Origin of the sequence: Erwinia sp. (genome assembly GCF_049696395.1) — a bacterium.
In the GTDB taxonomy this organism is placed as follows: domain Bacteria; phylum Pseudomonadota; class Gammaproteobacteria; order Enterobacterales; family Enterobacteriaceae; genus Erwinia.
Genome location: NZ_JBAVTT010000151.1, coordinates 1 through 25928 on the forward strand (window position 1 = coordinate 1; position 25928 = coordinate 25928).

The window sequence follows — 25928 nt, forward strand, 5'->3', positions numbered from 1 at the left end:
TCATTAAACCAGTGGCCAACGGCTTCATGTCCCATCGACATGCGCACTTTCACCCCGCCGGTGAGGTCACGTAAAAATTCGTATTCCATGCTGCTGTCCTCTTACTGCCTGTTATGCACTGATAACGTGCATTTTCCGCGCATTGTGCGCTTTTAATGGGGGATAGCCCGCATTATCGCAGTCTGGCCGCAAAACAGCGATTTCAAAACGGCGTTTGGCGATAAAAAAAGGGAAGCCAGATGGCCTCCCTTTTTATTCATGGCGGAACAGTTGTTACACGGCTGTCTGGAAAATCACGCCGTCAGCTTTGTCCGTATACTGGGACAGCTTGTCGAAGTTCAGATAACGGTAGGTATCTACCGCCGTCTTATCGACCTGCAACATGAACTGCTGATATTCGTCTGGCGTAGGCAGTTTGCCTAACAGTGACGCTATCGCAGCCAGTTCGGCTGAAGCCAGGTAAACGTTGGCACCCGTACCAAGACGGTTCGGGAAGTTACGGGTTGAGGTGGAAACCACCGTCGCGCCGTCTGCCACACGCGCCTGGTTACCCATGCACAGTGAACAGCCCGGGATTTCGATACGCGCACCGCTCTTACCGAAGACGCTGTAATAGCCCTCTTCAGTCAGCTGTGCGGCATCCATCTTGGTTGGCGGAGCCACCCACAAACGGGTCGGCAGCTGGCCTTTATGGCTGTCCAGCAGCTTACCAGCAGCACGGAAGTGACCGATGTTCGTCATGCAAGAACCGATGAACACTTCATCAATTTTCTCACCCTGAACATCAGACAGCAGGCGGGCATCGTCCGGATCGTTTGGTGCACACAGGATGGGCTCCTTAATGTCCGCCAGATCGATCTCGATCACTGCCGCGTATTCTGCATCCGCATCGCCTTCCAGCAGATTCGGTTCAGCCAGCCATTTTTCCATGCCCTGAATACGGCGCTCGAGGGTACGACGATCGCCGTAACCTTCAGAGATCATCCACTTCAGCAGCACGATGTTGGAGTTCAGGTACTCGATGATCGGGGCCTGGCCCAGCTTGATGGTACAACCGGCAGCAGAGCGCTCGGCTGAGGCATCAGAGAGCTCAAACGCCTGCTCCACTTTCAGCTCAGGCAGACCTTCGATTTCCAGGATGCGACCAGAGAAGATGTTTTTCTTGCCCTTCTTCTCAACGGTCAGCAAGCCCTGCTTGATAGCGTACAGCGGGATGGCGTGAACCAGGTCGCGCAGGGTGATCCCCGGCTCCATTTTCCCTTTGAAACGCACCAGCACCGACTCTGGCATATCCAGCGGCATCACGCCGGTCGCAGCAGCAAACGCCACCAGACCAGATCCTGCCGGGAAGGAGATCCCGATTGGGAAACGCGTATGCGAGTCACCGCCTGTCCCTACGGTATCCGGCAGCAGCATGCGGTTCAGCCAGCTGTGGATAATACCGTCACCAGGACGCAGTGAGACGCCACCACGGTTCATGATGAAGTCTGGCAGCGTGTGGTGGGTAGAGACGTCAACCGGCTTAGGATAGGCTGCGGTGTGGCAGAAGGACTGCATCACCAAATCCGCAGAGAAGCCCAGGCAGGCCAGGTCTTTCAGTTCATCACGGGTCATTGGACCGGTGGTGTCCTGAGAACCCACAGAAGTCATTTTTGGTTCGCAGTAAGCGCCGGGACGAACGCCTTCGGTGCCACAAGCACGGCCAACCATTTTCTGCGCCAGCGAGTAGCCACGGGTGCTTTCTGCAACGTCTTTAGCCAGACGGAACACATCGCTTAGCGGCAGGCCCAGAGATTCACGGGCTTTAGTCGTCAGGCCACGACCGATGATCAGAGGAATACGGCCACCGGCACGAACTTCATCCAACAGCACTTCGGTCTTCAGCGAGAAGGTCGCCAGCACTTCACCGGTTTCGTGGTTCTTCACTTCGCCTTTGTACGGGTAGATGTCGATAACATCGCCCATGTTCAGGTTAGCCACATCCACTTCGATCGGCAGTGCGCCAGCATCTTCCATGGTGTTGAAGAAGATCGGGGCAATGTTGCTGCCCAGCACCACGCCGCCGCCTTTCTTGTTCGGCACAAACGGCAGGTCATCACCCATGAACCACAGCACCGAGTTGGTGGCGGATTTACGGGAAGAACCGGTTCCTACAACGTCGCCCACGTAGGCAAGAGGGAAACCTTTTGCCTGCAGCGCTTCAATCTGCTTGATTGGGCCAACATTGCCTGCGTCGTCTGGCTCAATGCCTTCACGGGCATTTTTGAGCATCGCCAGCGCGTGCAGAGGGATATCAGGGCGTGACCAGGCATCCGGCGCCGGAGACAGGTCATCGGTATTGGTTTCGCCAGTGACTTTGAAGACGGTAACGGTGAGTTTTTCTGCCAGCTCGGGACGTGACAGATACCACTCAGCATCAGCCCAGGACTTCAGGATCTTCTGCGCGTGTGGGTTACCCGCTTTTGCTTTCTCTTCCACATCGTAGAAGCTGTCAAACATCAGCAAAGTATGGGAAAGGGCTTTCGCTGCGATCGGGGCCAGCTTCTCGTTGTCGAGCGCATCGATCAGCGGATGAATGTTGTAACCGCCCTGCATGGTGCCCAGCAGTTCAACAGCTTTTTCAGGTGTAATCAGAGGAGAGGTCGCTTCGCCTGCGGCGACAGCAGCCAGGAAGCCAGCTTTTACGTAAGCCGCTTCGTCCACGCCTGGTGGAACTCGATTGATTAACAGATCAGACAGGAATTCTTCTTCACCCGCTGGCGGGTTTTTCAGCAGTTCAACCAGCGCGGCCATTTGGGAAGCATCAATTGGTTTTGGAACGATCCCTTCGGCAGCACGCTCGGCAACGTGCTTACGGTATTCTTCTAGCACGACGTTCTCCTCGCTCACATTGTTATGGCATACCGGGCGGTTAACCGCGAAGTGAGGTGCGTATCCTGTAGGGTAAAGCGCCCGGTTACGCGAGGGGCAGCATAGCAGGATTTCGTTAGCATGTTAATCTGTTTACAAAAAAGCAACATAAATCCCGCCTGGCAGCGGATTCCGTAGGCAAGAAAAGCGTATTCATAACCAGACGTTTTCACCTGGCGAAAAAAAACGGCCCCCAGTTGGGAGCCGTTTCTCAAACCGCTAAGCGACTTATTTCTTCTTCGCTTTCGGGTTCGGCAGGTCAGTGATGCTACCTTCAAACATCTCGGCCGCCAGACCTACTGATTCATGCAGCGTCGGGTGAGCATGGATGGTCAGCGCCAGATCTTCCGCATCACAACCCATCTCGATAGCCAGACCGATTTCACCCAGCAGCTCGCCGCCGTTGGTGCCGACAATAGCACCACCGATTACGCGGTGAGTTTCTTTGTCGAAGATCAGTTTGGTCATACCGTCTGCACAATCAGAAGCGATTGCACGACCAGAGGCCGCCCATGGGAAGGTGGCAGTTTCGTAACTGATACCCTTCTCTTTCGCTTCTTTCTCGGTAAGACCTACCCAGGCAACTTCTGGCTCAGTGTACGCAATCGATGGGATCACTTTCGGATCGAAGTAATGCTTCTTACCGGAGATCACTTCTGCGGCCACGTGGCCTTCATGCACGCCTTTGTGCGCCAGCATCGGCTGACCGACGATGTCGCCGATAGCGTAGATGTGTGGCACGTTGGTACGCATCTGCTTGTCGACACGGATAAAGCCACGGTCGTCCACTTCTACGCCAGCCTGACCAGCATCCAGACCTTTACCGTTAGGGACGCGGCCAATCGCTACCAGAACCGCGTCGTAACGCTGAGGTTCTGCTGGCGCTTTTTTGCCTTCCATCGTCACGTAAATACCATCGTCTTTCGCTTCAACAGCGGTGACTTTGGTTTCCAGCATCAGATTGAACTGCTTGCTGATACGCTTGGTGAACACTTTCACCACGTCTTTATCGGCAGCAGGGATCACCTGGTCAAACATCTCTACCACGTCAATCTGTGAACCCAGCGCATGGTAAACGGTCGCCATTTCCAGACCGATGATACCGCCACCCATAACCAGCAGACGCTCAGGAACTTCTTTCAGTTCCAGCGCATCTGTGGAGTCCCAGACACGAGGATCTTCATGCGGGATGAATGGCAGCTGAATCGGACGGGAGCCCGCAGCAATGATTGCGTTGTCGAAAGTGATGGTGGTAGGACCGTTCTCACCTTCCACTACCAGCGTGTTAGCGCCAGTAAATTTACCCAGACCAGTGACCACTTTGACTTTGCGGCCTTTCGCCATACCAGCCAGACCACCGGTCAGCTGATTGATGACTTTTTCTTTCCAGGTACGAATTTTGGTGATGTCGGTTTGTGGCTTACCAAACACGATACCATGCTCTTCCAGCGCTTTAGCTTCTTCAATCACTTTCGCGACGTGCAGCAACGCTTTGGAAGGGATACAACCCACGTTCAGACAAACCCCACCCAGGGTGCTGAAACGCTCAACGATGACGGTCTCCAGACCTAAATCGGCTGCGCGGAAGGCTGCAGAGTAGCCCGCAGGACCTGCCCCAAGTACCACGACCTGAGTTTTAATTTCTGTACTCATCATGACCTCTTAGTTAACCGCTGGGATATTCATTCATCCACCGGTACGTTTACCCCGCAAGAGTTTACAGAATTGTTAACAGACTGCAAACCGCTTGATACGAAACGTTTTCAACTACCTTGTCGACTTAGCACATCGAAAGTCGGCTATGAGAAGGCCGGCAAAAGCCGGCCTTGGAACTTCTTACATCACCAGACGGCGGATATCCGCCATGATGGTAGCGATGTAGGCGGCGAAGCGCGCACCGGCTGCACCGTCGATCACGCGGTGATCGAAGGAGAGCGACAGTGGCAGCATCAGGCGAGGAACGAACTCTTTCCCGTTCCAGACCGGCTCCATCGACGATTTAGACACGCCGAGGATCGCCACTTCCGGCGCATTGACGATAGGGGTGAACGAGGTGCCACCAATGCCGCCAAGGCTGGAAATAGTGAAGCAACCGCCCTGCATATCGCTGGCCGTCAGCTTACCGTCACGCGCTTTCTTCGAAATCACCGACAGTTCGTTAGACAGCTCAACAATGCCTTTCTTGTTGACGTCTTTGAACACGGGAACCACCAGACCGTTTGGCGTATCAACCGCCACACCGATGTTGATGTATTTCTTCAGCGTCAGCTTCTGGCCATCTTCAGACAGGGAGCTGTTGAAACGTGGGAACTCTTCCAGCGCTTTGGCTGCCGCTTTCATGATGAACACCAGTGGGGTGATCTTCAAATCCAGTTTCTTCTTCGCGGCTTCGTCGTTCTGCTGCTTACGGAAGTTTTCCACTTCGGTGATGTCGGCTTTGTCGTGCTGGGTAACGTGAGGGATCACGATCCAGTTACGGCTCAGGTTAGCACCAGAGATTTTCTGGATGCGGCCCAGCTCGACTTCTTCAATCTCACCGAACTTGCTGAAGTCCACTTTCGGCCAAGGCAGCATGCCCGGGATACCGCCACCGGCGGCTGCCGCTGGTGCAGACTCGGCACGTTTAACCGCATCTTTGACGTAAGACTGCACGTCTTCTTTCAAAATGCGGCCTTTACGGCCGGTGCCTTTGACTTTCGACAGGTTCACACCGAACTCACGAGCCAGACGACGGATAACCGGCGTGGCGTGAACGTAAGCGTCGTTCTCTGCGAACTCACCTTTAGCTTCCGCTTTCGCTGGAGCTGGTGCGGCTTTCGCTTCCTGCTTAGCCGGTGCAGCGTCTTCTTTTTTCGCTGCAGGAGCGGCGGCTGGCGCTGCGCCTTCCACTTCGAAGACCATGATCATCGACCCGGTTTTCACTTTATCGCCGGTGTTGATGTTGATCTCTTTCACGGTGCCCGCAAACGGAGCCGGAACTTCCATTGAAGCTTTGTCGCCTTCAACGGTGATCAGCGACTGCTCTGCAGCCACTTTATCGCCCACTTTAACCATGATTTCGGTGACTTCTACTTCGTCATCGCCGATATCCGGCACGGCGACTTCTTTCGCGCCGCTGGCCGCTGCTGGTGCTGCTGCCGCTTCTTCTTTCACTTCTGGCTTCGCTTCAGCCGGAGCTGAACCGGAACCGGCCGTTTCAAAGACCATGATCAGGGAACCGGTGCTGATTTTGTCGCCGGTGCTGATTTTGATCTCTTTCACCACACCCGCGAAAGGTGCTGGTACTTCCATTGAGGCTTTGTCGCCTTCAACGGTGATCAGCGACTGCTCGGCTTCTACCGTGTCACCCACTTTGACCATGATTTCGGTCACTTCAACTTCGTCAGAACCGATGTCCGGAACAGCCACTTCTTTGCTTTCTGCCTGAGCAGGAGCAGCAGCGGCAGCCGGTTTCGCTTCTTCTTTTTTCTCTTCGGCTTTGGCCGGTGCCGCAGCACCTTCCGCGTCTTCGAAGATCATGATCAGCTTGCCGGTTTCAATTTTGTCACCGGTAGCCACTTTGATCTCTTTCACAACGCCAGCCTGAGGGGAAGGGACTTCCATAGAGGCTTTATCGCCCTCTACGGTGATCAGCGACTGCTCAACTTCAACCTTGTCGCCCACCTTGACCATAATCTCGGTGACTTCCACTTCGTCTGCACCGATATCCGGTACGGTAATTTCGATAGCCATTAATCTTTACCTCTTATGCCAGACGCGGGTTGACTTTATCGGCATCGATATTGAATTTGATGATCGCTTCCGCCACCACTTTCTTCTCGATTTCGCCGCGTTTAGCCAGTTCACCCAGAGCCGCAACCACTACGTAAGACGCATCCACTTCGAAGTGGTGACGCAGGTTTTCACGGCTGTCAGAACGTCCGAAACCGTCGGTGCCCAGTACGCGGTAATCGCTGGCTGGCATGAAGGTACGGATCTGTTCGGCGAACAGTTTCATGTAGTCGGTTGACGCTACAGCTGGTGCATCGTGCATGATCTGCGCAACGTATGGCACACGCGGTTCTTCTGTTGGGTGCAGCATGTTCCAGCGCTCACAATCCTGACCATCACGGGCCAGTTCGGTGAACGAGGTCACGCTGTAGACATCAGAGCCCACGCCGTAGTCTTTCGCCAGGATCTGAGCCGCTTCACGCACGTGACGCAGGATAGAGCCTGAACCCAGCAGCTGAACTTTACCTTTGTTGCCTTCTACCGTTTCCAGCTTGTAGATACCCTTACGGATACCCTCTTCCGCACCCTGCGGCATCGCAGGCATGTGGTAGTTTTCGTTCAGCGTGGTGATGTAGTAGTAGACGTTCTCTTGCGCTTCGCCGTACATACGCACCAGACCGTCATGCATGATGACTGCCACTTCATAAGCGTAAGAAGGATCGTAAGAGATACAGTTAGGAATAGTCAGAGACTGAATATGGCTGTGGCCATCTTCGTGCTGCAGACCTTCGCCGTTCAGCGTGGTACGGCCGGAGGTGCCGCCAACCAGGAAGCCACGAGCCTGCTGATCGCCTGCTGCCCAGCACAGGTCACCGATACGCTGGAAACCGAACATGGAGTAGTAGATATAGAACGGGATCATTGGCAGGTTGTTGGTGCTGTAAGACGTTGCCGCCGCCAGCCATGAAGCGCCTGCACCCAGTTCGTTAATCCCTTCCTGCAGGATTTGGCCTTTCTCGTCTTCTTTGTAGTAGGCAACCTGCTCGCGGTCCTGCGGGGTGTACTGCTGACCGTTCGGGCTGTAAATACCGATCTGACGGAACAGACCTTCCATACCGAAGGTACGTGCTTCGTCTGCCAGAATTGGAACCAGGCGATCTTTGATCGACTTGTTCTTCAGCATCACGTTCAGGGCACGCACAAAGGCGATGGTGGTCGAAATTTCTTTGTTCTGCTCTTCCAGCAGCGCAGAGAACTCTTCCAGCGCAGGCATTTCCAGCTTCTCGCTGAAGTTTGGCTGGCGGGTTGGCAGGTAGCCACCCAGTTTCTCACGCTGACCGTGCAGGTATTTGTATTCTTCAGACTCTTTGTCGAAGGTCACATACGGCAGTTTTTCGATGTTGCTGTCGTCAACCGGCACGTTGAAACGATCACGGATATAGCGCACGCCATCCATGTTCATTTTCTTCACCTGGTGGGCGATGTTTTTGCCTTCAGCGGATTCACCCATACCATAACCTTTGATGGTATGTGCCAGAATGACCACAGGTTTCCCTTTGGTATCCTGCGCTTTTTTCAGTGCAGCAAAGACTTTCTTCGGATCGTGACCGCCACGGTTCAGTGACCAGATCTCGTCGTCAGACAGGTCTTTAACCAGCGCTGCGGTCTCCGGATAACGACCGAAGAAGTGCTCACGCACGTACGCGCCATCGCGAGATTTGAAGGTCTGGTAATCGCCATCAACGGTCTCGTTCATCAGCTGAACCAGTTTACCGGTGGTGTCTTTACGCAGCAGTTCATCCCAACGTCCGCCCCAGATCACTTTGATCACTTCCCAACCGGCGCCAGCAAAGATGCCGTCCAGTTCGTTGATGATTTTGCCGTTACCGGTGACCGGGCCATCAAGGCGTTGCAGGTTACAGTTGATGATGAAGACCAGGTTGTCCAGCTTCTCACGGGTGGCGATAGTGATCGCGCCCTTGGATTCTGGCTCATCCATTTCGCCGTCGCCCAGGAAGGCATAAACGGTCTGCGCCGAGGTGTCTTTCAGACCACGGTGCTCAAGGTACTTCAGGAATTTCGCCTGGTAGATCGCGCCAATAGGACCTAAGCCCATAGAAACGGTCGGGAACTGCCAGAAATCAGGCATCAGTTTAGGGTGCGGGTAAGAGGACAAGCCTTTCCCGTCAACTTCCTGGCGGAAGTTGTTCATCTGCTCTTCGGTCAGACGGCCTTCAAGGAAGGCACGAGCGTAGACGCCCGGAGAGATGTGGCCCTGGAAGTACACCAGATCGCCGCCGTCTTTTTCACTACGCGCACGGAAGAAGTGGTTAAAGCACACTTCATAAATGGTCGCAGAAGACTGGAAGGAGGACATGTGACCGCCAAGGTCCAGATCTTTCTTCGATGCACGCAGAACGGTCATGATGGCGTTCCAGCGAATTGCGGAACGGATACGACGTTCGAGAGAAGTATTGCCCGGATAGTCCGGCTCGTCTTCAACAGCAATAGAGTTGACGTAGTTGCGGGCATTAACACCTGCCGCGATTTTAACGCCACCTTTACGTGCTTCGCTCATTACCTGGTCGATCAGGAACTGTGCGCGCTCAACACCTTCTTCACGGATGACCGATTCGATCGCCTGTAGCCAGTCGCGAGTTTCGATCGGATCCACGTCATTGTGTAAACGTTCTGACATGGGGGTATTCCTTATCTGTGTCTAATACGTTGAATTGTCTGGAGCCTGTCCCGCTGTGTCCGAAAACCCAGGCACAGGGAGACAGGCTCGTCGTGTATACCTTGCCAGTGGCAGGGCATAGTTCCGCGTTATGTTTACGCGTTAGTCCTTACGTTGCTGTAATCGTCGTAAGGAGCGCTCTCTGCGACTCTGCTCCCGACTTCTGTCCAGCAATATTTCCTCGATAAACGCCAGGTGACGGTGTGAGGCTTCGCGCGCCTGTTCGGGTTCGCGTGCCACAATCGCCTCAAAAATACTGGCGCGGTGACCGCCTACTTTTGCCAGCATTTCCCGGCGCGAGTAGAGCAATTCGAAGTTCTGTCTGACGTTCTGTTCCAGCATCGGCCCCATGCTGCGGAGCAAATGCAGCAGCACCACATTGTGGGCTGCTTCTGTTACAGCGATCTGATACTGCATAACCGCATCCGCTTCTGCGTCCAGATCGCCGCTGTCTTGTGCGGTCTGTATCTGGACATGACAATGACGAATACGTTCAAAATCATCGTCCGTGCCCCTCAGTGCGGCGTAGTAAGCCGCTATTCCTTCAAGGGCATGGCGCGTTTCCAGCAGGTCGAACTGGGATTCGGGGTGGCCGGCCAGCAGTTCAACGAGCGGGTCGCTCAGGCTTTGCCATAAGGTAGTTTGCACGAAGGTGCCACCGCCCTGACGACGCAGCAGTAAACCTTTAGCTTCCAGACGCTGGATAGCTTCACGCAGAGAAGGACGGGAGACATCGAACTGTTTAGCGAGCTCACGTTCCGGGAGCAGCTTTTCACCCGGACGCAGGGTCCCTTCCATAATCAGGGACTCGAGCTGTTGCTCGATAGCATCGGATAGCTTTGGTTGGCGAATTTTGCTGTAGGCCATCATCCCTTCTTCTGCCATTTACCGGAGTAAATTGGTAATACCAATTGCAAAAACGTGACCGTAAACTAACAAAGTATTCACCTGATGTCCATATGGCAACCTGCCGAAATCGGACTCATGTCTCGTTTACCCGTCTGGGATTAGCTCTAGAAAGAGCGACAAAAAAGGGCGGTTTTTAAATGTTAAATTTTTTAACTTTTATGAAACATGGCAAGCGTTTAGTGGGTAAAAATGCGCCGGTCATAAGGCAACGTTATTCGTCTTTCCGCCGCGATTGTGACAGAAACATGAATTGTGATTAAGCGATGATTATTTAGGCATTCTCCCGCACAAAAAGCGAAAGCGAGTGCAATGGCCACCGCTTATCACTATTCTTGTCGCGAAGGTAGCATGAGCCTCTTTTTAGTGTCTCTGGCACTGTAAATTTTTCAATACGTTACCTGTGACAACTGACTAACAAAGACCCGTCTTTTGTTGAAAATAATAACGACATCATGAGGTTTATATGGAACAAACACAGGGCGAAACGCTGAAGCGCGGGTTGAAAAACCGTCATATTCAGCTGATCGCGTTGGGCGGTGCCGTCGGTACTGGCCTGTTTCTCGGCATCGCCGATACCATCCGCATGGCAGGCCCTTCAGTACTGCTGGGCTACGCAATTGGCGGCTTTATTGCCTTCCTGATTATGCGCCAGTTGGGTGAGATGGTGGTGGAAGAGCCGGTTGCCGGTTCCTTCAGCCACTTTGCCTACAAATACTGGGGCAATTTTGCCGGTTTCGCCTCTGGCTGGAACTATTGGATCCTCTATGTACTGGTAGCGATGGCAGAACTGACCGCCGTAGGCAAATACATCCAGTACTGGTATCCGGATATTCCTACCTGGGTTTCCGCCGCCGTGTTCTTCGTGGTGATCAATGCCATCAACCTGACGAATGTAAAAGTTTACGGTGAGATGGAGTTCTGGTTCTCGATCATTAAAGTGGCTGCGGTCGTGGCGATGATCGTGTTCGGTTGCTGGTTACTGTTCGGCGGCCATGCCGGTCCAGATGCCCGCGTCTCAAACCTGTGGGATCGTGGTGGCTTCTTCCCGAACGGCATCTCTGGCCTGGTGATGGCCATGGCGGTGATCATGTTCTCCTTCGGTGGCCTTGAGCTGGTCGGCATCACCGCAGCAGAAGCGGATAACCCGGAGCAAAGCATTCCTAAAGCGACCAACCAGGTGCTTTACCGCATCCTGATCTTCTATATTGGCTCGCTGACCGTGCTGCTGTCGCTGTATCCGTGGACTAAAGTGATTGGCGGTGCCAGCCCGTTCGTGATGATTTTCCACGAACTGGGTGACAGCCTGGTGGCGAATGCCCTGAACGTGGTGATCCTGACGGCGGCGCTGTCTGTGTATAACAGCTGCGTTTACTGCAACAGCCGCATGCTGTTCGGCCTGGCGCAACAGGGCAATGGCCCAAAAGCGCTGCTAAAAGTAGATGCTCGTGGTGTGCCGGTTATTGCTATCGCGGTCTCTGCAGCGGCAACGGCACTTTGCGTATTGATCAACTATCTGATGCCAGGTGAGGCCTTTGGTCTGCTGATGGCGCTGGTCGTTTCGGCGCTGGTGATTAACTGGGCGATGATTAGCCTGGCTCACCTGAAGTTCCGCCGTAAGAAAGATCAGCAGGGCGTACAGACCCGCTTTAAAGCGCTGCTTTACCCGGTTGGCAACTACATCTGCCTGCTGTTCCTGGCCGGTATTCTGGTGATCATGGCGATGACGCCGGGTATGGCCATCTCCGTCTGGTTAATCCCGGTATGGATTGCCATTCTGGGCGTGGGATACATGGTGAAGTCTCGTACTCAGAAAGCCTGACGTTAAGAGGGCACGCCAGTGCCCTCTTCTCCTTACCCCACGATCCCTACAGTTCTGATTAACGTTCACCCCCGGTCATTGCTGCGCCATCCATAAATGTTATCCATCTCACATTTTCTCGCCAACAGGGATTTTGTCCATCTCTGCGACGCATTCCACCAGCGCAAATCAAGCCTAAGCCATTAATACTGCACTTCATGATTCCAGTGAGGGAAAAATCCATGAAGGGCACAGCACTTACAATTAAAGAGAAGATTGGTTACGGCATGGGCGATGCGGGCTGCAATATGATCGGTGGCGCCATCATGCTGTTCCTTAATTATTTCTACACAGATGTGTTTGGCCTGGCGCCAGCGTTGGTAGGGGTACTGCTGCTGTCGGTCCGCGTTATTGATGCGGTAACTGACCCTATTATGGGTGCGATTGCCGACAGAACGCAGAGCAAATATGGCCGATTTCGTCCATGGCTACTGTGGATTTCCCTGCCTTATGTGCTGTTCAGCGTGTTGATGTTTACCACGCCAGAATGGACTTATAACAGCAAGGTTATCTATGCCTTTGTGACCTACTTCCTGATGTCATTGACCTATACGGCGATCAATATTCCTTACTGCTCGCTGGGCGGTGTCATCACCAATGACCCAGGCGAGCGCGTCTCCTGTCAGTCTTACCGCTTTGTGATGGTCGGGATTGCGACCTTGATCCTCTCCCTTACCCTGCTGCCGATGGCGGAGTGGTTTGGCGGTGAGGACAAAGCCCGGGGTTATCAGATGGCGATGAGCGTGCTGGCGCTGATTGGCCTGTGCATGTTCCTGTTCTGCTTCGCGACTGTGCGCGAGCGCATCCGCCCTGCGGTGCCTACTAATGACGATCTTAAGTCTGACCTGAAGGACGTGTGGAAAAACGATCAGTGGGTACGCATCCTGCTGCTGACCTTCTGCAACGTCTGCCCCGGCTTTATCCGCATGGCAGCAACCATGTACTACGTGACCTGGGTTATGGGCCAGTCAACGCACTTCGCCACGCTGTTTATCAGCCTGGGAGTGATCGGTATGATGATTGGCAGCACATTGGCGAAAGTCATGACTGACCGCTGGTGCAAACTGAAGGTATTTTTCTGGACCAATATCGTGCTGGCTATTTTCTCCACCGGCTTCTACTTCCTCGATCCTCATGCCACGGTACTGGTGGTGGTGATGTACTTTGTGTTGAATATCCTGCACCAGATCCCTTCACCTCTGCACTGGTCGCTGATGGCCGATGTGGATGACTACGGCGAATGGAAAACCGGTAAGCGTATCACCGGCATCAGCTTCTCCGGCAACTTGTTCTTCCTTAAAGTGGGTCTGGCTGTAGCTGGTGCAATGGTGGGCTTCCTGCTCTCTTATTATGGCTACGACGCTGGCGCAAAAGTACAGGCACCAGACGCCGTCAACGGCATTGTCCTGCTGTTTACCGTGATCCCTGGCGTAGGCTACCTGATTACCGCTGGTGTAGTCCGGTTGCTGAAAGTGGATCGCCCGATGATGGTGAAAATCCAGCATGACCTGGAGAAGCGTCGGCAGAATTTCCAGGAACTGAACGACTATCACGACAGTAAATCCCCTATCAAACCGGTGAATACATGATGACTTCCTCACTCTGGCAAAATCCGTTAATCGAACAGCGAGCCGATCCGTTCATCCTTTTAGATCGCGGTAGCTACTACTTTATTGCCTCAGTCCCGCAGTATGACCGCCTGGAAATTCGCCAGGCAAAAACCCTGGCCGGGCTGGCTGAAGCTACGCCTGTCGTGGTGTGGGAGAAACCCAACAGCGGAGAGATGAGCGAGCTGATCTGGGCACCAGAACTGCACAAAATCGACGGAATTTGGGTGATCTACTTCGCGGCAGCCCCTACGCAGGAGATCAAAGACGGCCTGTTCCAGCACCGGATGTTTGCTCTGGCCTGTACTGACGACAACCCGCTGACCGGCAAGTGGCGTGAATGCGGGCAGATTGTGACGCCAATCGACAGTTTTGCGCTGGATGCTACCCACTTCGTTCATCAGGGTAAGAACTGGTATTTGTGGGCGCAGAAAGACCCGGCCATCGCCGGAAATTCCAACCTCTATCTGGCGGAGCTTGCCACCCCCTGGGCGATCAAAGGCGAACCGGTGATGATCAGCAGGCCGGAATTCGACTGGGAGTGCAGAGGATTTAGCGTCAATGAAGGACCAGCCGTTATCCGGCATGGCAACCGGCTATTTGTCAGCTATTCCGCCAGCGCAACGGATGAAAATTACTGCATGGGCTTATTGTGGATTGAGCTGGATGCCGACCCTACTCTGGCAGCCAACTGGCATAAAGCGCCTGAACCGGTTTTCACTACCAGCTATGAACACCGTCAGTTTGGCCCCGGCCATAACAGCTTTACGGTCTCAGAAAAGGGCGAGGATGTGCTGGTTTATCACGCGAGGAATTACACGGAGATTGAGGGCGATCCGCTGTATGACCCGAACCGTCATACCCGAATCAAAACCTTTGGCTGGAATGCGGAAGGAATGCCAGAGTTTGGCACGCCTCCCGCCGATACCTTGTCAGACCAGCGTGCCGTAAATAGTTAACAGCGCGACCACTACTACCATCACCAGCGAGACCTTTTTCGCCAGCGCTACGGCTACGCGAGGGGTTTCGACTTTATCGGTGTGCGGATCACGCGCCAGAGAAAACTGGGCCAGGCGAGTCAGCACCTGATACTGCGAGGTGTGGCGGTCGCCAAGCGAAGCAAACCAGGCGGGCAGCGCTCGCTCGCCATGGCCCAGCAGCGCATAGGCCACACCAACCAACCTGACAGGCAACCAGTCAACAATATGCAGGATCGCATCCACGCCGGATTGAGAACGTTCGAGCGGCGAATGATGTCGGGCCAGCCAGGACTGCCATGCACGCAGGAAAGCATATCCCACCAGCAGCACCGGCCCCCAGGGACCGCCAACAACAAACCAGAACAGCGGAGCCAGATAGTAGCGGAAGTTAATCCACATCAGGGCGTTTTGCAGCTCGCACAGGTATTCACGTTCGTCGCAATCTACCGGAATACCGTGGATTAACGTCAGCTCTTCGGCCATCGCATTATGGGCATCCGTGTCGTTGTGGCTGGCGGCTTTCAGATAAGCATGATAATGCAGGCGCACAGACCCGGCACCGATACACAGCAACCCAACGGCAATCCAGAACAGCAGCTGCAGCACGCCAAAAAACAGCCCTTTCAACGCGACTAAACAGGCGGCCATGATCGCCATCGTCACCAGCATCATAAACAGCGTGCGCACCAGCGAAAATTTATGCGTCTTGCTAAACAGCGGCGCCAGATGATGATCCAGCTGCCAGTGCTCACCCATTTTGAACAGGCGTTCCCAGCCAAGAACCAATAACAAACTAAAAAGCGTCATGCCTGTTACTCCTGTACTGGGACGTCCGGGCCTTTGCCCAGCGCGTCCCGATATCTTGTCCAGTCAAAAGCCGGACCCGGATCGGTCTTTCTTACCGGGGCAATATCGCTGTGCCCGGTGATGTGCCCGGCTAGTCCGGGATAGGTAGCGATAAGCAGCGCCGTAACGTCTTCCAGCGCCTGATACTGCGCATCGGTGTAGGGCAGAGTATCCGTGCCTTCAAGCTCAATCCCAATAGAAAAATCGTTGCAGGCTTCGCGGCCCTGATAAGTCGACACGCCAGCGTGCCATGCGCGAAGATGGAAGGGAACGTATTGCACAATTTCACCGTCACGGCGGATCAGACAATGTGCAGAAACTCGCAGCTGGGCGATGTCCGCAAAATAGGGGTGGGCTTGTGGATCTAAATTACCGGTGAACAATGCATCAATCCACGGACCACCAAACTCGCCAGGCGGCAGGCTGATATTGTGGATCACCAGCAGCGACGGCGTTTCATTGTCCGGACGCTCATTGAAATGCGGCGAGTGAACCCGCTTCACTCCGTGGATCCAGCCCTCGTGCAACTGCATGCCCTGCTCTCCTTTTATAACGATTTCATCAGAGTAGCATGAATCATTTTGGGAAAACTAAACTTCTGATGACCGCCATTTAGGGCATCAGAAAATTATTTTCTTTTTTCTGCATCCAGTTCGCTTCCCCAGCCGTAGATAGCTTTGTAAGGCAAATGTGCCTTCTCTGACCCTCAAGGAACACATCATGAAAACTTTCGTTCGCACGGCTCTTTGCGCCTCATTACTTTTCAGCGGTGTAGCCATGGCAGACTCGATGAGCAACAACGTAATGGTCGGCGGCTCTGCGATGTTCCCGTCAAAAAATATCGTTGAAAATGCGGTGAATTCCAAAGATCACACCACGCTGGTGGCGGCAGTAAAAGCGGCTGGTCTGGTCGACACCCTGCAGAGCAAAGGCCCGTTCACTGTTTTCGCGCCGACTAACGCCGCATTTGCCAAACTGCCTGCCGGGACCGTAGACAATCTGCTGAAGCCTGAAAATAAAGCCATGCTCACCAGCGTGCTGACTTATCACGTGGTTGCCGGCAACTATGACATGAAAATGTTAGAGAAGAAGATTAAACAAGGAAAAGGCCATGCCGAGCTGAAGACCGTTAACGGTCAGCCGCTGTGGATTATGAGTAACGGCCCGCACAACATCCAGTTGAAGGATGGCCAGGGAAATGTCGCTAATATCAGCACTTACGATGTTCATCAAAGTAACGGCGTGATCGATGTTATTGATACCGTCCTGATGCCTAAATAAGAAAATAGCGCTATACCAGGTGCAGCAGGTTTCATCAGATCCTCTGCACCTTTTTTCACAGGAAGCTTCATGACAGACGATGTTATCGACAGTCACGTTCTTTTACTGCAAGCGGTCGGCCGGGGTGACAGGCGGGCGTTCGAACACCTTTACTGTCAACTCTCCCCTTACCTCTTTGCCATTGCTTTGCGCATGCTTCGGCGGCGTGGCTGGGCGGAAGAAGTTCTTCACGATACGATGCTGGCTATCTGGCAACGAGCGGGCAGTTACGACCCGCAGCTGAGTGCGCCAAAGACCTGGATGACGACACTCATTCGTCATCGGGCTATCGACTACCTTCGGTTGAAGGGGAATCAGACCTCTCCTCTGGAGACGCTGGATATTGAAACGCTGAATGATCATGAAGCTGAGGGGCTTTCCTGCTCCTTTGCAGAGGGGTTACCTTCCACCTCTGAAGCCCGAAGATTGGCTGATTGCCTGGACCATCTTCCGGGTGAACAACGACAAAGTGTGATGCTAGCCTACTACCAGGGACTCTCACACAGTGAAATTGCAGAACATTTGCAGCAACCGGCAGGCACCGTCAAAAGCTGGATCCGTCGCGCATTGGCCCATTTGAAAGAGTGTGTGGGAATATGAAAACAAGAAGCCAATACGATTCAGCCCTTGCCGCAGAATATGCCCTTGGCACATTACGCGGCCCGGCACGCCAGCAGTTTGAACGCCGTTTGCAGCAGGAATCTGCATTACAGGAAGAGGTCAGCCGCTGGCAAACAATGCTCGGCCATATGGATCACTCTGTGCAGCCGGTTGCCCCTTCCGCTGAAGTCTGGCAAAAGATCCTGCGCAATCTGCCAGCAGAAAAACGCGCCCGGATGCCGTTCCGTTGGCACTATCTCGGCTGGGCACTGGCCGCTTCTTTTGCCGGAGTGTTACTCTTAAAAATCAATCAACAACCTGATTCTCTTCAGGCCGTGGCGGTGCTGAACAGCAGCGGCAGCCAACAAGGCTCCTGGGTAGTGGCCCTTAATCAGGCGAAGGGTGAATTGACCCTTCAGGCAGTGAATGCCAGCGCGCTGCCAGCGAATCAAAGCTTTGAGCTGTGGATCATCCCGCCGGGCCAAAAACCGCAATCATTGGGACTGGTTACGCCAGGCAGCATTACCCGTATCGCCCTGAACACCAGCCGTTTGAGTGATTTACCGCTGCTGGCTATCAGCCTTGAACCTCAGGGTGGTTCGCCAACCGGGCAACCGACGGGTCCGGTAGTTTTCAGTGGTAAGGTGTCGCCAATCTGACGGCAGACGTTACGGCTTAGCGCTAGCTGGCAAGCCGTCGATAAACAGGCTAGCATGGTCGAACTCTCTATCCGACCTTTCGGAGTTCGATCATGACTACCCGCCGCTACGATCCGGACAATCGCCGCACGGCGTTGCTGGAGCGTATTGAGGATGATATTCCCCCAAGCGTTGCTCAGGCCCTGCGTGAAGATCTGGGGGGTGAAGTTGATCCCTGCAAAGATATTACTGCCAGCCTGCTTCCAGCCGAAGCGACCTCTCATGCCGTGGTTATTACTCGTGAACCGGGTATTTTCTGCGGTAAGCGCTGGGTGGAAGAAGTGTTTATACAGCTGGGCAATAAAACCCAGATCGCCTGGCATGTTGCTGACGGCGACGCGATCCAGGCCGATCAGCCTTTGTTCGACATCACCGGTCCTTCGGCCCTGATCCTTACCGCAGAACGTACCGCGCTGAATTTTGTGCAGACGCTTTCCGGCGTGGCAACCGAAGTCAGCCGCTATGTGGCGATCCTTGAAGGGACGCGAACCCAGCTGCTTGATACCCGGAAAACCCTGCCTGGTCTGAGAACCGCGCTGAAATATGCGGTTCTCTGTGGCGGCGGCGCTAATCACCGTCTGGGTCTTTCTGATGCCTTCCTGATCAAAGAGAATCATATTATTGCCACCGGTTCGATTCGTGATGCCGTGGAAAAAGCCTTCTGGTTACATCCGGATGTGCCGGTTGAAGTCGAAGTTGAGTCCTTAGACGAGCTGACTCAGGCGCTGGATGCCGGTGCGGATATCGTGATGCTGGATAACTTCACAGTGGAACAGATGCGTGAAGCCGTTAAGCAAACCGAGGGCCGCGCGCTGCTTGAGGTCTCCGGCAACGTGACCGATGAGACGCTGCGCGTCTTCGCTGAAACAGGCGTTGACTATATCTCCGTAGGGGCATTGACCAAGCATGTCCGTGCTTTAGACCTTTCAATGCGCTTCAAATAAGCCTCTGCATTGTGCCTTTACGCCATCGTATTGACGATGGCGTTTCTCGTTTTCATCCCCCTTCTGCGATCCCTCTTCCAGCAAATCTACTTAACGCTGCAACAGATAAAAACTCTTTACGACCCACCTCGGCGCTGCCTGGTTTGACGATGGCAGCCTGATGGTTGCGGCGTTATCTTGCCAACCTCTAAGCCACAAGGAGGTTCAGCATGAAACAGCAGCAAGGATTTACCCTGATCGAACTGATGATCGTGATCGCAATCATCGCTATTTTGAGTGCCATCGGCTTGCCTGCTTACCAGGGATATCTGCAAAAAGCGGCACTGACCGATATGCTCCAAACCGCACTCCCCTATAAAACAGCCGTCGATCTTTGCGCTATTGAGCGCGGAGGTTTTGGTCATTGCAGCGAGGGAAGCAACGGTATTCCTGCGGGAAAAGGATCTCGTTATGTTGTTGCTATCAGCATCAATGCAGGGGTCATTTCACTTACCGGGAAGGAAAGCCTCAGCGATCTTCGGGTAGTAATGAGGCCGAACTGGGATGAGGCAGAAGGACTGATTAGTTGGCAACGCAGTTGCACCAGCGCTCAGCTCAGTCTGAAAGAAGCCTGCGAGAATGTCTTCCGCTTCGAAGATGGCGCCAGCGAGGTGGCAGAATGATCCTTCAGTCCACCCGGCGGGCCGTAGAGGCACTTTGTCTGCGCCATCATGCGGTGATCGTCACTTTTACCGCCGAGCGCTTGCAGGTGGCTATGGCAAGTAAACCGGATGAAGAGCTGCTTGAAGCCCTGCGCTTTGCCACACACAGCGTGCTGGACATTGAGTACTGGCCGCAGGCACGCCTGGAGCAGTTTCGCCAGCAACAGAAAACGTTACCTTCTCAGAATCTCAACGCAGAAACCGATCAGGGCGGCTCGGCTCCAGATAAGATTCAACAGCTTTTGCAGCTTGCGGTTCAGCGTCGCGCTTCGGATATTCATATCGAGCCACAAACGGATTCGTTAAGGATTCGCTTGCGTGTTGATGGCGTGCTGCAATCTGTCGCAGGACATGAACAGGATAACGGGTCGGCCCTGCTGGCGCGGCTTAAAATATTGGCCAGCCTGGATATTACTGAACGCCGGACGCCTCAGGACGGGCAGTTTAACGTTGAGCTTAACGGTAACCAGGCTTCGTTCCGGCTCTCTACATTGCCCACACTTTTTGGCGAAAAGGCCGTGATCCGGCTGCTGCAAAGTGAGCCACAGGCCGTGGTACTGGAGAAGCTGGGAATGCCACCAGCAGTGCTCAAGATTTATCGCCAGGCGCTGGCCCGCCCACAGGGGTTGATTCTGGTTACCGGCCCAACTGGCAGCGGAAAGACATTCACTCTGTATAGCGGTTTGAATTCGCTGAACACGCCACAGCGTAATTTATGTAGCGTGGAAGATCCGGTCGAGATCCCGCTGGCAGGAATTAACCAAACCCAAATCCACCCTAAAGCTGGTCTGGACTTTAACCTGGTGCTGCGCGCCCTGCTGCGCCAGGATCCGGACGTGATTATGCTGGGAGAAATCCGCGACAGGGAAACAGCAGAAACGGCAGTCAAGGCAGCGCAAACGGGGCATCTTGTCCTCTCGACGCTGCATACCAACTCCACTCTGGAAACATTAACCCGTCTGGGGCAGATAGGCATCCCTGGTTACCTGCTCGCCTCAGCCTTAAAACTCATTGTTGCCCAGCGCCTGGTCCGCCGTCTTTGCCCCCATTGTCGGCAGAAAACGGCTGCCGTAGCTCACTTCCCTCCGACCCTCTGGCCAGGAACCGTGCAGAACTGGCAGGCTCCAGGCTGTGAGCGTTGTTACTCGGGTTTTTATGGCCGGCTGGCATTGTTCGAAATGCTACCCATTACGGCTCCGTTGCAAAACGCGATCGCCGCTGACAGCTCTGCAGAACAACTTGAGGCGATTGCCCGTCAATACGGACGGAATACGCTGTTTATGGAGGGGCTGCACTGCGTGAATCGGGGTGATACCACCCTGGAGGAACTCAACAGGATCGTCGGGAACAGTGATGGCTAAGCCTTATCTCTTTCGCTGGCAGGCGATGGATCACAGCGGCAAGCTGGTTCAGGGCGCACTGTTTTGCCATAGCCAGCAGCAGGTGATGGATCGCCTGCTGGCGGAAGAGCTTATGCCCCTTTCGCTCTCTTCCGGCAAACGCTACGGAGCAAGGGAGTGGCAATGGACGCAGAAAATCGCCTTCTTTCGCCAGCTGGCAACCTTGCTGAAAGCCGGGCTGACCTTGTCAGCCAGTCTGCATCTGCTGGGGGAAGAGCATCATCATCCCGGCTGGCAGGCCTTGTTAACGCAGCTGGAGCACAACGTCGCGGAAGGGTTGCCCTTTTCAGAAGCGCTGGCACTCTGGCCTGAGGTTTTTCCGCCGCTCTTTCCTGCGTTGATGCATGTAGGAGAGTTAACCGGCAGGATTGATCGGTGCTGCCTGCAACTTGCCTGCCAGCAGGAACGCCAGCAACAGCTGCAAAAGAAGGTGACGAAAGCGCTGCGTTACCCTCTTTTCATCCTGCTGTTGGCTCTGGTTGTCAGCATCGGCATGCTGGTGTTTGTGCTGCCAGAATTTATTTCTGTCTATCAGGCTTTTGAGGCTCCGCTGCCTGCGTTCACAGCTGCTGTGGTTGCCCTTTCCGGCATACTGCAGCGGCACGGATTGCTGGTGCTGGCAGGACTTACGGCGCTGGGATGCTGTTGGCGCTGGCAAACAAAACGCTCGCCGGAGTGGCAAAAGAGAGAGCAGCGCTGGCTGTTAGCTTTGCCGTTAACAGGCAAGCTGTATCAGGGCGGGGTATTAAGCCGGATATTTATGACGCTGGCGCTGACGCAGCAGGCCGGGCTGACGTTGCTACAAAGCCTGCAGGCAGTGGAGAAAACGCTAACGTCACTGCTGTGGCGTGAAGCTATCCAGCAGCTTCAGCAGCATATTGCCTCTGGCTATCCCCTGCATCAGGCGCTGAGGCAACACCGGCTCTTCAGTCCGGTTTGTTATCAACTGATCAAAGTTGGTGAAGAGTCTGGTTCACTGGACAGTATGCTGGAGCGACTGGGGGAGATGCACGAAGAGATGACGCATGAGCAGGCAGACAATCTGGCCGCAGCGCTTGAACCCATAATGATGGTGATTACCGGGGGATTGGTTGGCGCGCTGGTGATTGCGATGTATCTGCCCATTTTCAATCTTGGGGAGGCGCTGGGATAAAGGCTGATGATCGTTGATGTCACCTTATGCGGACAACGTCTGGCTGACTGCGGCCAGTTGCCCGCCAAGGTGACCGTCACCGGCTAGCGGTTAAACACGCGGTTTTCCTGCTCGTTAACCCGAATAAACGTAGTGCGTTTGGTCAACTCTTTCAGGTGCTCGGCACCGACATAAGTACAGGCTGAACGCAGGCCGCCAAGGATATCGCGCACCGTGTGTTCTACCGGACCACGGAAAGGAATTTTAACAGTTTTTCCTTCAGCAGCGCGATACCCTGCCACGCCGCCAACATGCCGTTTCATCGCTGATTCAGAACTCATGCCGTAGAACAGCATAAAGGCTTCGCCATCTTCTTCCACCAGCGTGCCTTCGCACTCTTCATGCGCTGCCAACATTCCGCCGAGCATCACAAAATCAGCCCCTCCGCCGAAGGCCTTCGCCACGTCGCCAGGCATAGAACAACCGCCGTCGCTGACGATTTGACCGCCCAGACCATGAGCCGCATCGGCACATTCAATTACAGCGGAAAGTTGCGGATAACCAACCCCCGTTTTAACCCGGGTGGTGCAGACAGACCCCGGGCCGATGCCTACTTTGACAATATCTGCGCCAGACAGGATCAGCTCTTCAACCATTTCCCCGGTCACGACATTACCCGCACAGATGGTTTTGCCCGGGCAGGCTTCACGGGCACGCTGCAGGAACTCAACGAAATGTTCGGAGTAGCCGTTAGCGACATCAATGCAGATGAAATTCAGCAAGGGAGAAAGTGCCAGAATCTGCTTCATCTTGATGAAGTCAGCCTCTGAAGTGCCGGTAGAGACCATCACATGTTTCAGCACGTTTTCAGGCACACGGGAAACAAACTGCTGCCATTGCTCAACGCAGTAATGTTTATGAACAGCGGTAAGAACATCAAAGGACGCCAGAGCTTCGGCCATGGTAAACGTCCCCACGGTGTCCATATTGGCAGCAATGATCGGCACGCCTGACCAGGCAACACCGGAATGTTTGAAGGTAAATTGACGGGTAAGTTCTACCTGAGAGCGGCTTTTCAGCGTGGAACGCTTTGGCCGGATAAGGACATCTTTAAAGCCTAATTTAATATCTTCTTCAATACGCATGACAGGTTTCCTGGTTGATGGCGCGAAAGTCAGCAAATGCCAGCTCCAGTGACGCTATCATACGCGCTAAAATCGTGCGGACAAGACTGCGAAAGCAGGTTTATTTACGCTACAATCTCATAAATTTATCTGCTATCCGCTCGTGTGATCCGTGCCTCATTTTTAAGCCAGTAGCCGCCCTGTTAATCCTCCGCGATACCGACTGCACACACTCAGAGCCAGGAGAGAAGAGGCTTATGCGCTATACTGTTGCGCTGACCGGTGGCATCGGCAGCGGAAAAACCACTATTGCCAACGCCTTTGCCGAGCTGGGCGTGGGTATCGTCGATGCTGATGTGATTGCCCGTCAGGTCGTCGAACCCGGCCAGCCTGCCCTTAGCGCTATTCGTCAACGATTTGGCGCAGAAGTGATACAGAGTGATGGCAGCCTCGATCGTAAAGCGCTGCGTCAGCGCATTTTCACCTCGGGGGAGGATAAAACCTGGCTCAATGCCCTGCTCCATCCCCTGATTCAGGCAGAAACACGCCGCCAGTTAGCGCTAACCCACTCCGTCTGGTGTTTGTGGGTCGTGCCGCTGCTGGTTGAAAATAATCTTCAGCATCTGGCGAACCGGGTGCTGGTCGTCGACGTGGATCGAGAGACCCAGTTAAGACGGACCATAGCCAGGGATGGTATCAGCCGCGAACAGGCGGAACATATTCTAGCTGCCCAGGTAACGCGCGAACAGCGCCTTGCGGTAGCAGACGACATTATAGATAACGGCGGGTCACCAGAGTCAGTGACCGCGCGCGTTGCCCTGCTTGACCAGCACTATCGCCGACTGGCCAGGGCCATTGACCAGGATTAACAGCATGAGCACAACGATTCTATTTGAGTACCCACTGAACGAGAAGATGCGTACCTGGCTGAGAATTGAGTTTTTGACCAACCAGTTAGAAAGCAGCAGCACCATCACTGACCCATTGGGCGCACTGACTTTCTTCCGGAATGCGGCAGAGTTGCTTGATGTGTTCGAGCGAGGTGAATTGCGCACCGACATTGTGAAAGAGCTGGAAAAGCAGCAGCAAAAATTACGCGCCTGGGCCGATGTGCCCGGCGTTGATATGGAACTCATTGATACGCTGCGCGACAAACTGAAAGCCAGCTCCGGTACGCTGATGGCGGCCCCAAGAATGGGCCAACTGATGCGGGAAGATCGCCTGATCGGCCTGGTGCGTCAACGTCTCAGTATCCCCGGCGGCTGTTGCAGCTTCGATCTGCCGACTCTGCATATCTGGCTACATGTAGAGCAGGAACAGCGTGATGCCCAGGTTGCCGTCTGGATGCAGTCGTTGATGCCTATTCGTGAAGCACTCACCCAGATTCTGGATTTGATCCGCCAGTCTGGAGAGTTCCGTAATCAAACCAGTGTGAACGGCTTTTTCCAGGACAATGGCGAAGGTGCCGAATTGCTCCGGTTGCAGCTTTCGCTGGAAGATTCCCTTTACCCGCAGGTTTCCGGTCACAAAAGCCGCTATGCAATTCGTTTTCTGCCGTTAGACAGTGAACACGGTGAAGTGCCCGCACGCCTGGATTTTGAACTTGCCTGTTGTTAAGGTTTTGCCTGATGAATAAAGATGATGTGATGGTAGTCAACTGCCCTACCTGTGCGAAAGAAGTGATTTGGGATGAACTCAGCCAGTGGCGGCCATTTTGCTGCAAACGCTGTCAGTTAATCGATCTTGGGGAATGGGCTGCGGAAGAGAAACGCATCGCCAGCAATGACCAGCATTCGGAAAGCGAAGGCTGGAGCGAACAGGATCCACACCACGATTAATGTGCTCCCGCCATCGCTGGCGGGAAGCCACTTACAGAATTTCAGCCAGCAGTTGCTCAACGATCTTCGCGTTGGCGGGAGGAAACTCTGCCGCCACTAATTCTCGCTGTGCTACCCAGCGCTGAGGTTGCCCTTCGCGGCCATAGGGTTCACCCTGCCAGCGATCGACAATAAAGAAGTGCAGCGTTACGTGGAAGTTACTGTCGCCATGCTCACCCGAGCCGTAGGCCACGGCATTTTCAACTTCTATGCCGGTCTCTTCATGCAGCTCACGCTTTAGCGCCTCTTCCGGCGTTTCACCCGCCTCGATTTTGCCCCCCGGGAACTCCCACATGTTCGCCATATGCGAGCTGGCTGAACGCCGTGCGAGGAAAATATTCTGGTTTTGATCGCGGATAATACCTACCGCAACTTGCAGCTGCTTCATTCACTTTCACTCTGAGAAACTTTACACCCCGCCACTATTCCAGCGTTACCCTGGAATGGCAAGCCAGAATCTGGCTCTTTCGGCGTGGCTCTGAAATCTGCTCTGCAAGGCTATGTAATCTCCAGCCAGCCCTTCAGAGCCCGCAGCACCAGCGTATAGTGCCGGGAGAGACAATAAAGGGATTGG

At 54.1% G+C, this 25928-nt stretch carries 23 protein-coding genes; 13 read left to right on the forward strand and 10 right to left on the reverse strand.

Features of this window, described 5'->3' with window-relative positions:
• From WCC56_RS18360 to pdhR, 6 genes are all read right to left on the reverse strand, one after another.
• The coding region (locus tag WCC56_RS18360; RefSeq protein WP_424693793.1) for a YacL family protein at positions 1-89 on the reverse strand (89 nt) is incomplete at its 3' end.
• A 184-nt stretch (positions 90-273) separates the two neighbouring features.
• On the reverse strand, positions 274-2871 hold the full coding sequence (gene acnB, locus WCC56_RS18365) for a bifunctional aconitate hydratase 2/2-methylisocitrate dehydratase (protein ID WP_424693763.1): 2598 nt from the start codon (positions 2869-2871) through the stop codon (positions 274-276).
• A 267-nt stretch (positions 2872-3138) separates the two neighbouring features.
• Complete coding sequence (gene lpdA / locus WCC56_RS18370; protein WP_424693764.1) at positions 3139-4563, reverse strand: dihydrolipoyl dehydrogenase; 1425 nt, start codon at positions 4561-4563, stop codon at positions 3139-3141.
• A 183-nt stretch (positions 4564-4746) separates the two neighbouring features.
• Positions 4747-6642, reverse strand: a complete 1896-nt coding sequence (gene aceF / locus WCC56_RS18375; RefSeq protein ID WP_424693765.1) for a pyruvate dehydrogenase complex dihydrolipoyllysine-residue acetyltransferase — start codon at positions 6640-6642, stop codon at positions 4747-4749.
• 13 nt (positions 6643-6655) lie between these two features.
• Positions 6656-9319 carry a pyruvate dehydrogenase (acetyl-transferring), homodimeric type gene (gene aceE / locus WCC56_RS18380; protein WP_424693766.1) on the reverse strand — a complete coding sequence of 888 codons (2664 nt, stop codon included), beginning with the start codon at positions 9317-9319 and terminating at the stop codon, positions 6656-6658.
• Between the two features lie 141 nt (positions 9320-9460).
• On the reverse strand, positions 9461-10225 hold the full coding sequence (gene pdhR / locus WCC56_RS18385) for a pyruvate dehydrogenase complex transcriptional repressor PdhR (RefSeq protein WP_424693794.1): 765 nt from the start codon (positions 10223-10225) through the stop codon (positions 9461-9463).
• A 505-nt stretch (positions 10226-10730) separates the two neighbouring features.
• Here pdhR and aroP point away from each other — a divergent pair.
• The 3 genes from aroP to WCC56_RS18400 all read left to right on the forward strand — a co-directional run bounded on the left by aroP (position 10731) and on the right by WCC56_RS18400 (position 14691).
• Entirely contained in the window at positions 10731-12086 is a 1356-nt protein-coding gene (gene aroP / locus WCC56_RS18390; protein ID WP_424693767.1) for an aromatic amino acid transporter AroP, read from the forward strand.
• A gap of 221 nt (positions 12087-12307) precedes the next feature.
• A complete protein-coding gene (locus tag WCC56_RS18395) occupies positions 12308-13714 on the forward strand; it encodes a glycoside-pentoside-hexuronide (GPH):cation symporter (protein WP_424693768.1) in 1407 nt (468 codons plus the stop codon).
• Complete coding sequence (locus WCC56_RS18400) at positions 13714-14691, forward strand: family 43 glycosylhydrolase (RefSeq protein WP_424693795.1); 978 nt, start codon at positions 13714-13716, stop codon at positions 14689-14691. Before WCC56_RS18395 ends, WCC56_RS18400 begins: the two co-directional genes overlap by 1 nt.
• Here WCC56_RS18400 and ampE read toward each other — a convergent pair.
• Together ampE and ampD are read right to left on the reverse strand one after the other, a co-directional pair.
• Positions 14665-15519, reverse strand: coding sequence for a beta-lactamase regulator AmpE (gene ampE, locus WCC56_RS18405; protein WP_424693769.1), 855 nt, complete (start codon positions 15517-15519; stop codon positions 14665-14667). The genes WCC56_RS18400 and ampE overlap by 27 nt on opposite strands.
• Positions 15520-15524: 5 nt before the next feature.
• A complete protein-coding gene (gene ampD, locus WCC56_RS18410) occupies positions 15525-16091 on the reverse strand; it encodes a 1,6-anhydro-N-acetylmuramyl-L-alanine amidase AmpD (protein WP_424693770.1) in 567 nt (188 codons plus the stop codon).
• A 187-nt stretch (positions 16092-16278) separates the two neighbouring features.
• Between ampD and WCC56_RS18415 the strand changes: the two genes are divergently transcribed.
• From WCC56_RS18415 to hofC, 7 genes are all read left to right on the forward strand, one after another.
• On the forward strand, positions 16279-16839 hold the full coding sequence (locus WCC56_RS18415; RefSeq protein WP_424693771.1) for a fasciclin domain-containing protein: 561 nt from the start codon (positions 16279-16281) through the stop codon (positions 16837-16839).
• Between the two features lie 69 nt (positions 16840-16908).
• The gene (locus tag WCC56_RS18420; RefSeq protein WP_424693772.1) at positions 16909-17478 is read left to right on the forward strand and encodes an RNA polymerase sigma factor; all 570 of its coding nucleotides are present in this window, start codon (positions 16909-16911) and stop codon (positions 17476-17478) included.
• Entirely contained in the window at positions 17475-18137 is a 663-nt protein-coding gene (locus WCC56_RS18425; protein ID WP_424693773.1) for an anti-sigma factor, read from the forward strand. The genes WCC56_RS18420 and WCC56_RS18425 overlap by 4 nt, the downstream gene beginning before the upstream one ends.
• 92 nt (positions 18138-18229) lie before the next feature.
• Positions 18230-19120 (forward strand): carboxylating nicotinate-nucleotide diphosphorylase, encoded by an 891-nt coding sequence (nadC, locus tag WCC56_RS18430; protein WP_424693774.1) that lies wholly within the window; start codon positions 18230-18232, stop codon positions 19118-19120.
• A gap of 209 nt (positions 19121-19329) precedes the next feature.
• On the forward strand, positions 19330-19782 hold the full coding sequence (gene ppdD, locus WCC56_RS18435; protein ID WP_424693775.1) for a prepilin peptidase-dependent pilin: 453 nt from the start codon (positions 19330-19332) through the stop codon (positions 19780-19782).
• Positions 19779-21182 (forward strand): type II secretion system protein GspE, encoded by a 1404-nt coding sequence (gspE, locus tag WCC56_RS18440; RefSeq protein WP_424693776.1) that lies wholly within the window; start codon positions 19779-19781, stop codon positions 21180-21182. The genes ppdD and gspE overlap by 4 nt, the downstream gene beginning before the upstream one ends.
• Entirely contained in the window at positions 21175-22374 is a 1200-nt protein-coding gene (gene hofC / locus WCC56_RS18445; RefSeq protein ID WP_424693777.1) for a protein transport protein HofC, read from the forward strand. Before gspE ends, hofC begins: the two co-directional genes overlap by 8 nt.
• 83 nt (positions 22375-22457) lie before the next feature.
• Here hofC and WCC56_RS18450 read toward each other — a convergent pair whose 3' ends face one another.
• Positions 22458-23498: a GMP reductase gene (locus WCC56_RS18450; protein ID WP_424693778.1), complete on the reverse strand. Its 1041-nt coding sequence runs from the start codon at positions 23496-23498 to the stop codon at positions 22458-22460.
• Positions 23499-23734: 236 nt separating this feature from the next.
• Here WCC56_RS18450 and coaE point away from each other — a divergent pair, with 236 nt between their 5' ends.
• Genes coaE through yacG form a run of 3 tightly spaced genes read left to right on the forward strand, consistent with a single transcriptional unit; the run spans position 23735 to position 25315 of the window.
• Positions 23735-24346, forward strand: coding sequence for a dephospho-CoA kinase (gene coaE / locus WCC56_RS18455; RefSeq protein ID WP_424693779.1), 612 nt, complete (start codon positions 23735-23737; stop codon positions 24344-24346).
• Between the two features lie 4 nt (positions 24347-24350).
• On the forward strand, positions 24351-25094 hold the full coding sequence (gene zapD, locus WCC56_RS18460; RefSeq protein WP_424693780.1) for a cell division protein ZapD: 744 nt from the start codon (positions 24351-24353) through the stop codon (positions 25092-25094).
• 11 nt (positions 25095-25105) lie between these two features.
• A complete protein-coding gene (gene yacG / locus WCC56_RS18465; protein ID WP_424693781.1) occupies positions 25106-25315 on the forward strand; it encodes a DNA gyrase inhibitor YacG in 210 nt (69 codons plus the stop codon).
• A gap of 31 nt (positions 25316-25346) precedes the next feature.
• Here yacG and mutT read toward each other — a convergent pair whose 3' ends face one another.
• Positions 25347-25742, reverse strand: a complete 396-nt coding sequence (mutT, locus tag WCC56_RS18470) for an 8-oxo-dGTP diphosphatase MutT (RefSeq protein WP_424693782.1) — start codon at positions 25740-25742, stop codon at positions 25347-25349.
• Between the last annotated feature and the right edge of the window lie 186 nt (positions 25743-25928).

Bases quoted from the DNA above. Each gene is read 5' to 3' on its own strand.
- ppdD (WP_424693775.1), top strand. From the start codon at position 19,330: ATGAAACAGCAGCAAGGATTTACCCTGATCGAACTGATGATCGTGATC.
- WCC56_RS18450 (WP_424693778.1), bottom strand. From the start codon at position 23,498: ATGCGTATTGAAGAAGATATTAAATTAGGCTTTAAAGATGTCCTTATC.
- nadC (WP_424693774.1), top strand. From the start codon at position 18,230: ATGACTACCCGCCGCTACGATCCGGACAATCGCCGCACGGCGTTGCTG.
- gspE (WP_424693776.1), top strand. From the start codon at position 19,779: ATGATCCTTCAGTCCACCCGGCGGGCCGTAGAGGCACTTTGTCTGCGC.
- ampD (WP_424693770.1), bottom strand. From the start codon at position 16,091: ATGCAGTTGCACGAGGGCTGGATCCACGGAGTGAAGCGGGTTCACTCG.
- aceE (WP_424693766.1), bottom strand. From the start codon at position 9,319: ATGTCAGAACGTTTACACAATGACGTGGATCCGATCGAAACTCGCGAC.
- aroP (WP_424693767.1), top strand. From the start codon at position 10,731: ATGGAACAAACACAGGGCGAAACGCTGAAGCGCGGGTTGAAAAACCGT.
- WCC56_RS18395 (WP_424693768.1), top strand. From the start codon at position 12,308: ATGAAGGGCACAGCACTTACAATTAAAGAGAAGATTGGTTACGGCATG.
- zapD (WP_424693780.1), top strand. From the start codon at position 24,351: ATGAGCACAACGATTCTATTTGAGTACCCACTGAACGAGAAGATGCGT.
- WCC56_RS18425 (WP_424693773.1), top strand. From the start codon at position 17,475: ATGAAAACAAGAAGCCAATACGATTCAGCCCTTGCCGCAGAATATGCC.
- lpdA (WP_424693764.1), bottom strand. From the start codon at position 4,563: ATGAGTACAGAAATTAAAACTCAGGTCGTGGTACTTGGGGCAGGTCCT.
- hofC (WP_424693777.1), top strand. From the start codon at position 21,175: ATGGCTAAGCCTTATCTCTTTCGCTGGCAGGCGATGGATCACAGCGGC.
- coaE (WP_424693779.1), top strand. From the start codon at position 23,735: ATGCGCTATACTGTTGCGCTGACCGGTGGCATCGGCAGCGGAAAAACC.
- yacG (WP_424693781.1), top strand. From the start codon at position 25,106: ATGAATAAAGATGATGTGATGGTAGTCAACTGCCCTACCTGTGCGAAA.
- aceF (WP_424693765.1), bottom strand. From the start codon at position 6,642: ATGGCTATCGAAATTACCGTACCGGATATCGGTGCAGACGAAGTGGAA.
- mutT (WP_424693782.1), bottom strand. From the start codon at position 25,742: ATGAAGCAGCTGCAAGTTGCGGTAGGTATTATCCGCGATCAAAACCAG.
- WCC56_RS18420 (WP_424693772.1), top strand. From the start codon at position 16,909: ATGACAGACGATGTTATCGACAGTCACGTTCTTTTACTGCAAGCGGTC.
- pdhR (WP_424693794.1), bottom strand. From the start codon at position 10,225: ATGGCCTACAGCAAAATTCGCCAACCAAAGCTATCCGATGCTATCGAG.
- WCC56_RS18400 (WP_424693795.1), top strand. From the start codon at position 13,714: ATGACTTCCTCACTCTGGCAAAATCCGTTAATCGAACAGCGAGCCGAT.
- ampE (WP_424693769.1), bottom strand. From the start codon at position 15,519: ATGACGCTTTTTAGTTTGTTATTGGTTCTTGGCTGGGAACGCCTGTTC.
- WCC56_RS18415 (WP_424693771.1), top strand. From the start codon at position 16,279: ATGAAAACTTTCGTTCGCACGGCTCTTTGCGCCTCATTACTTTTCAGC.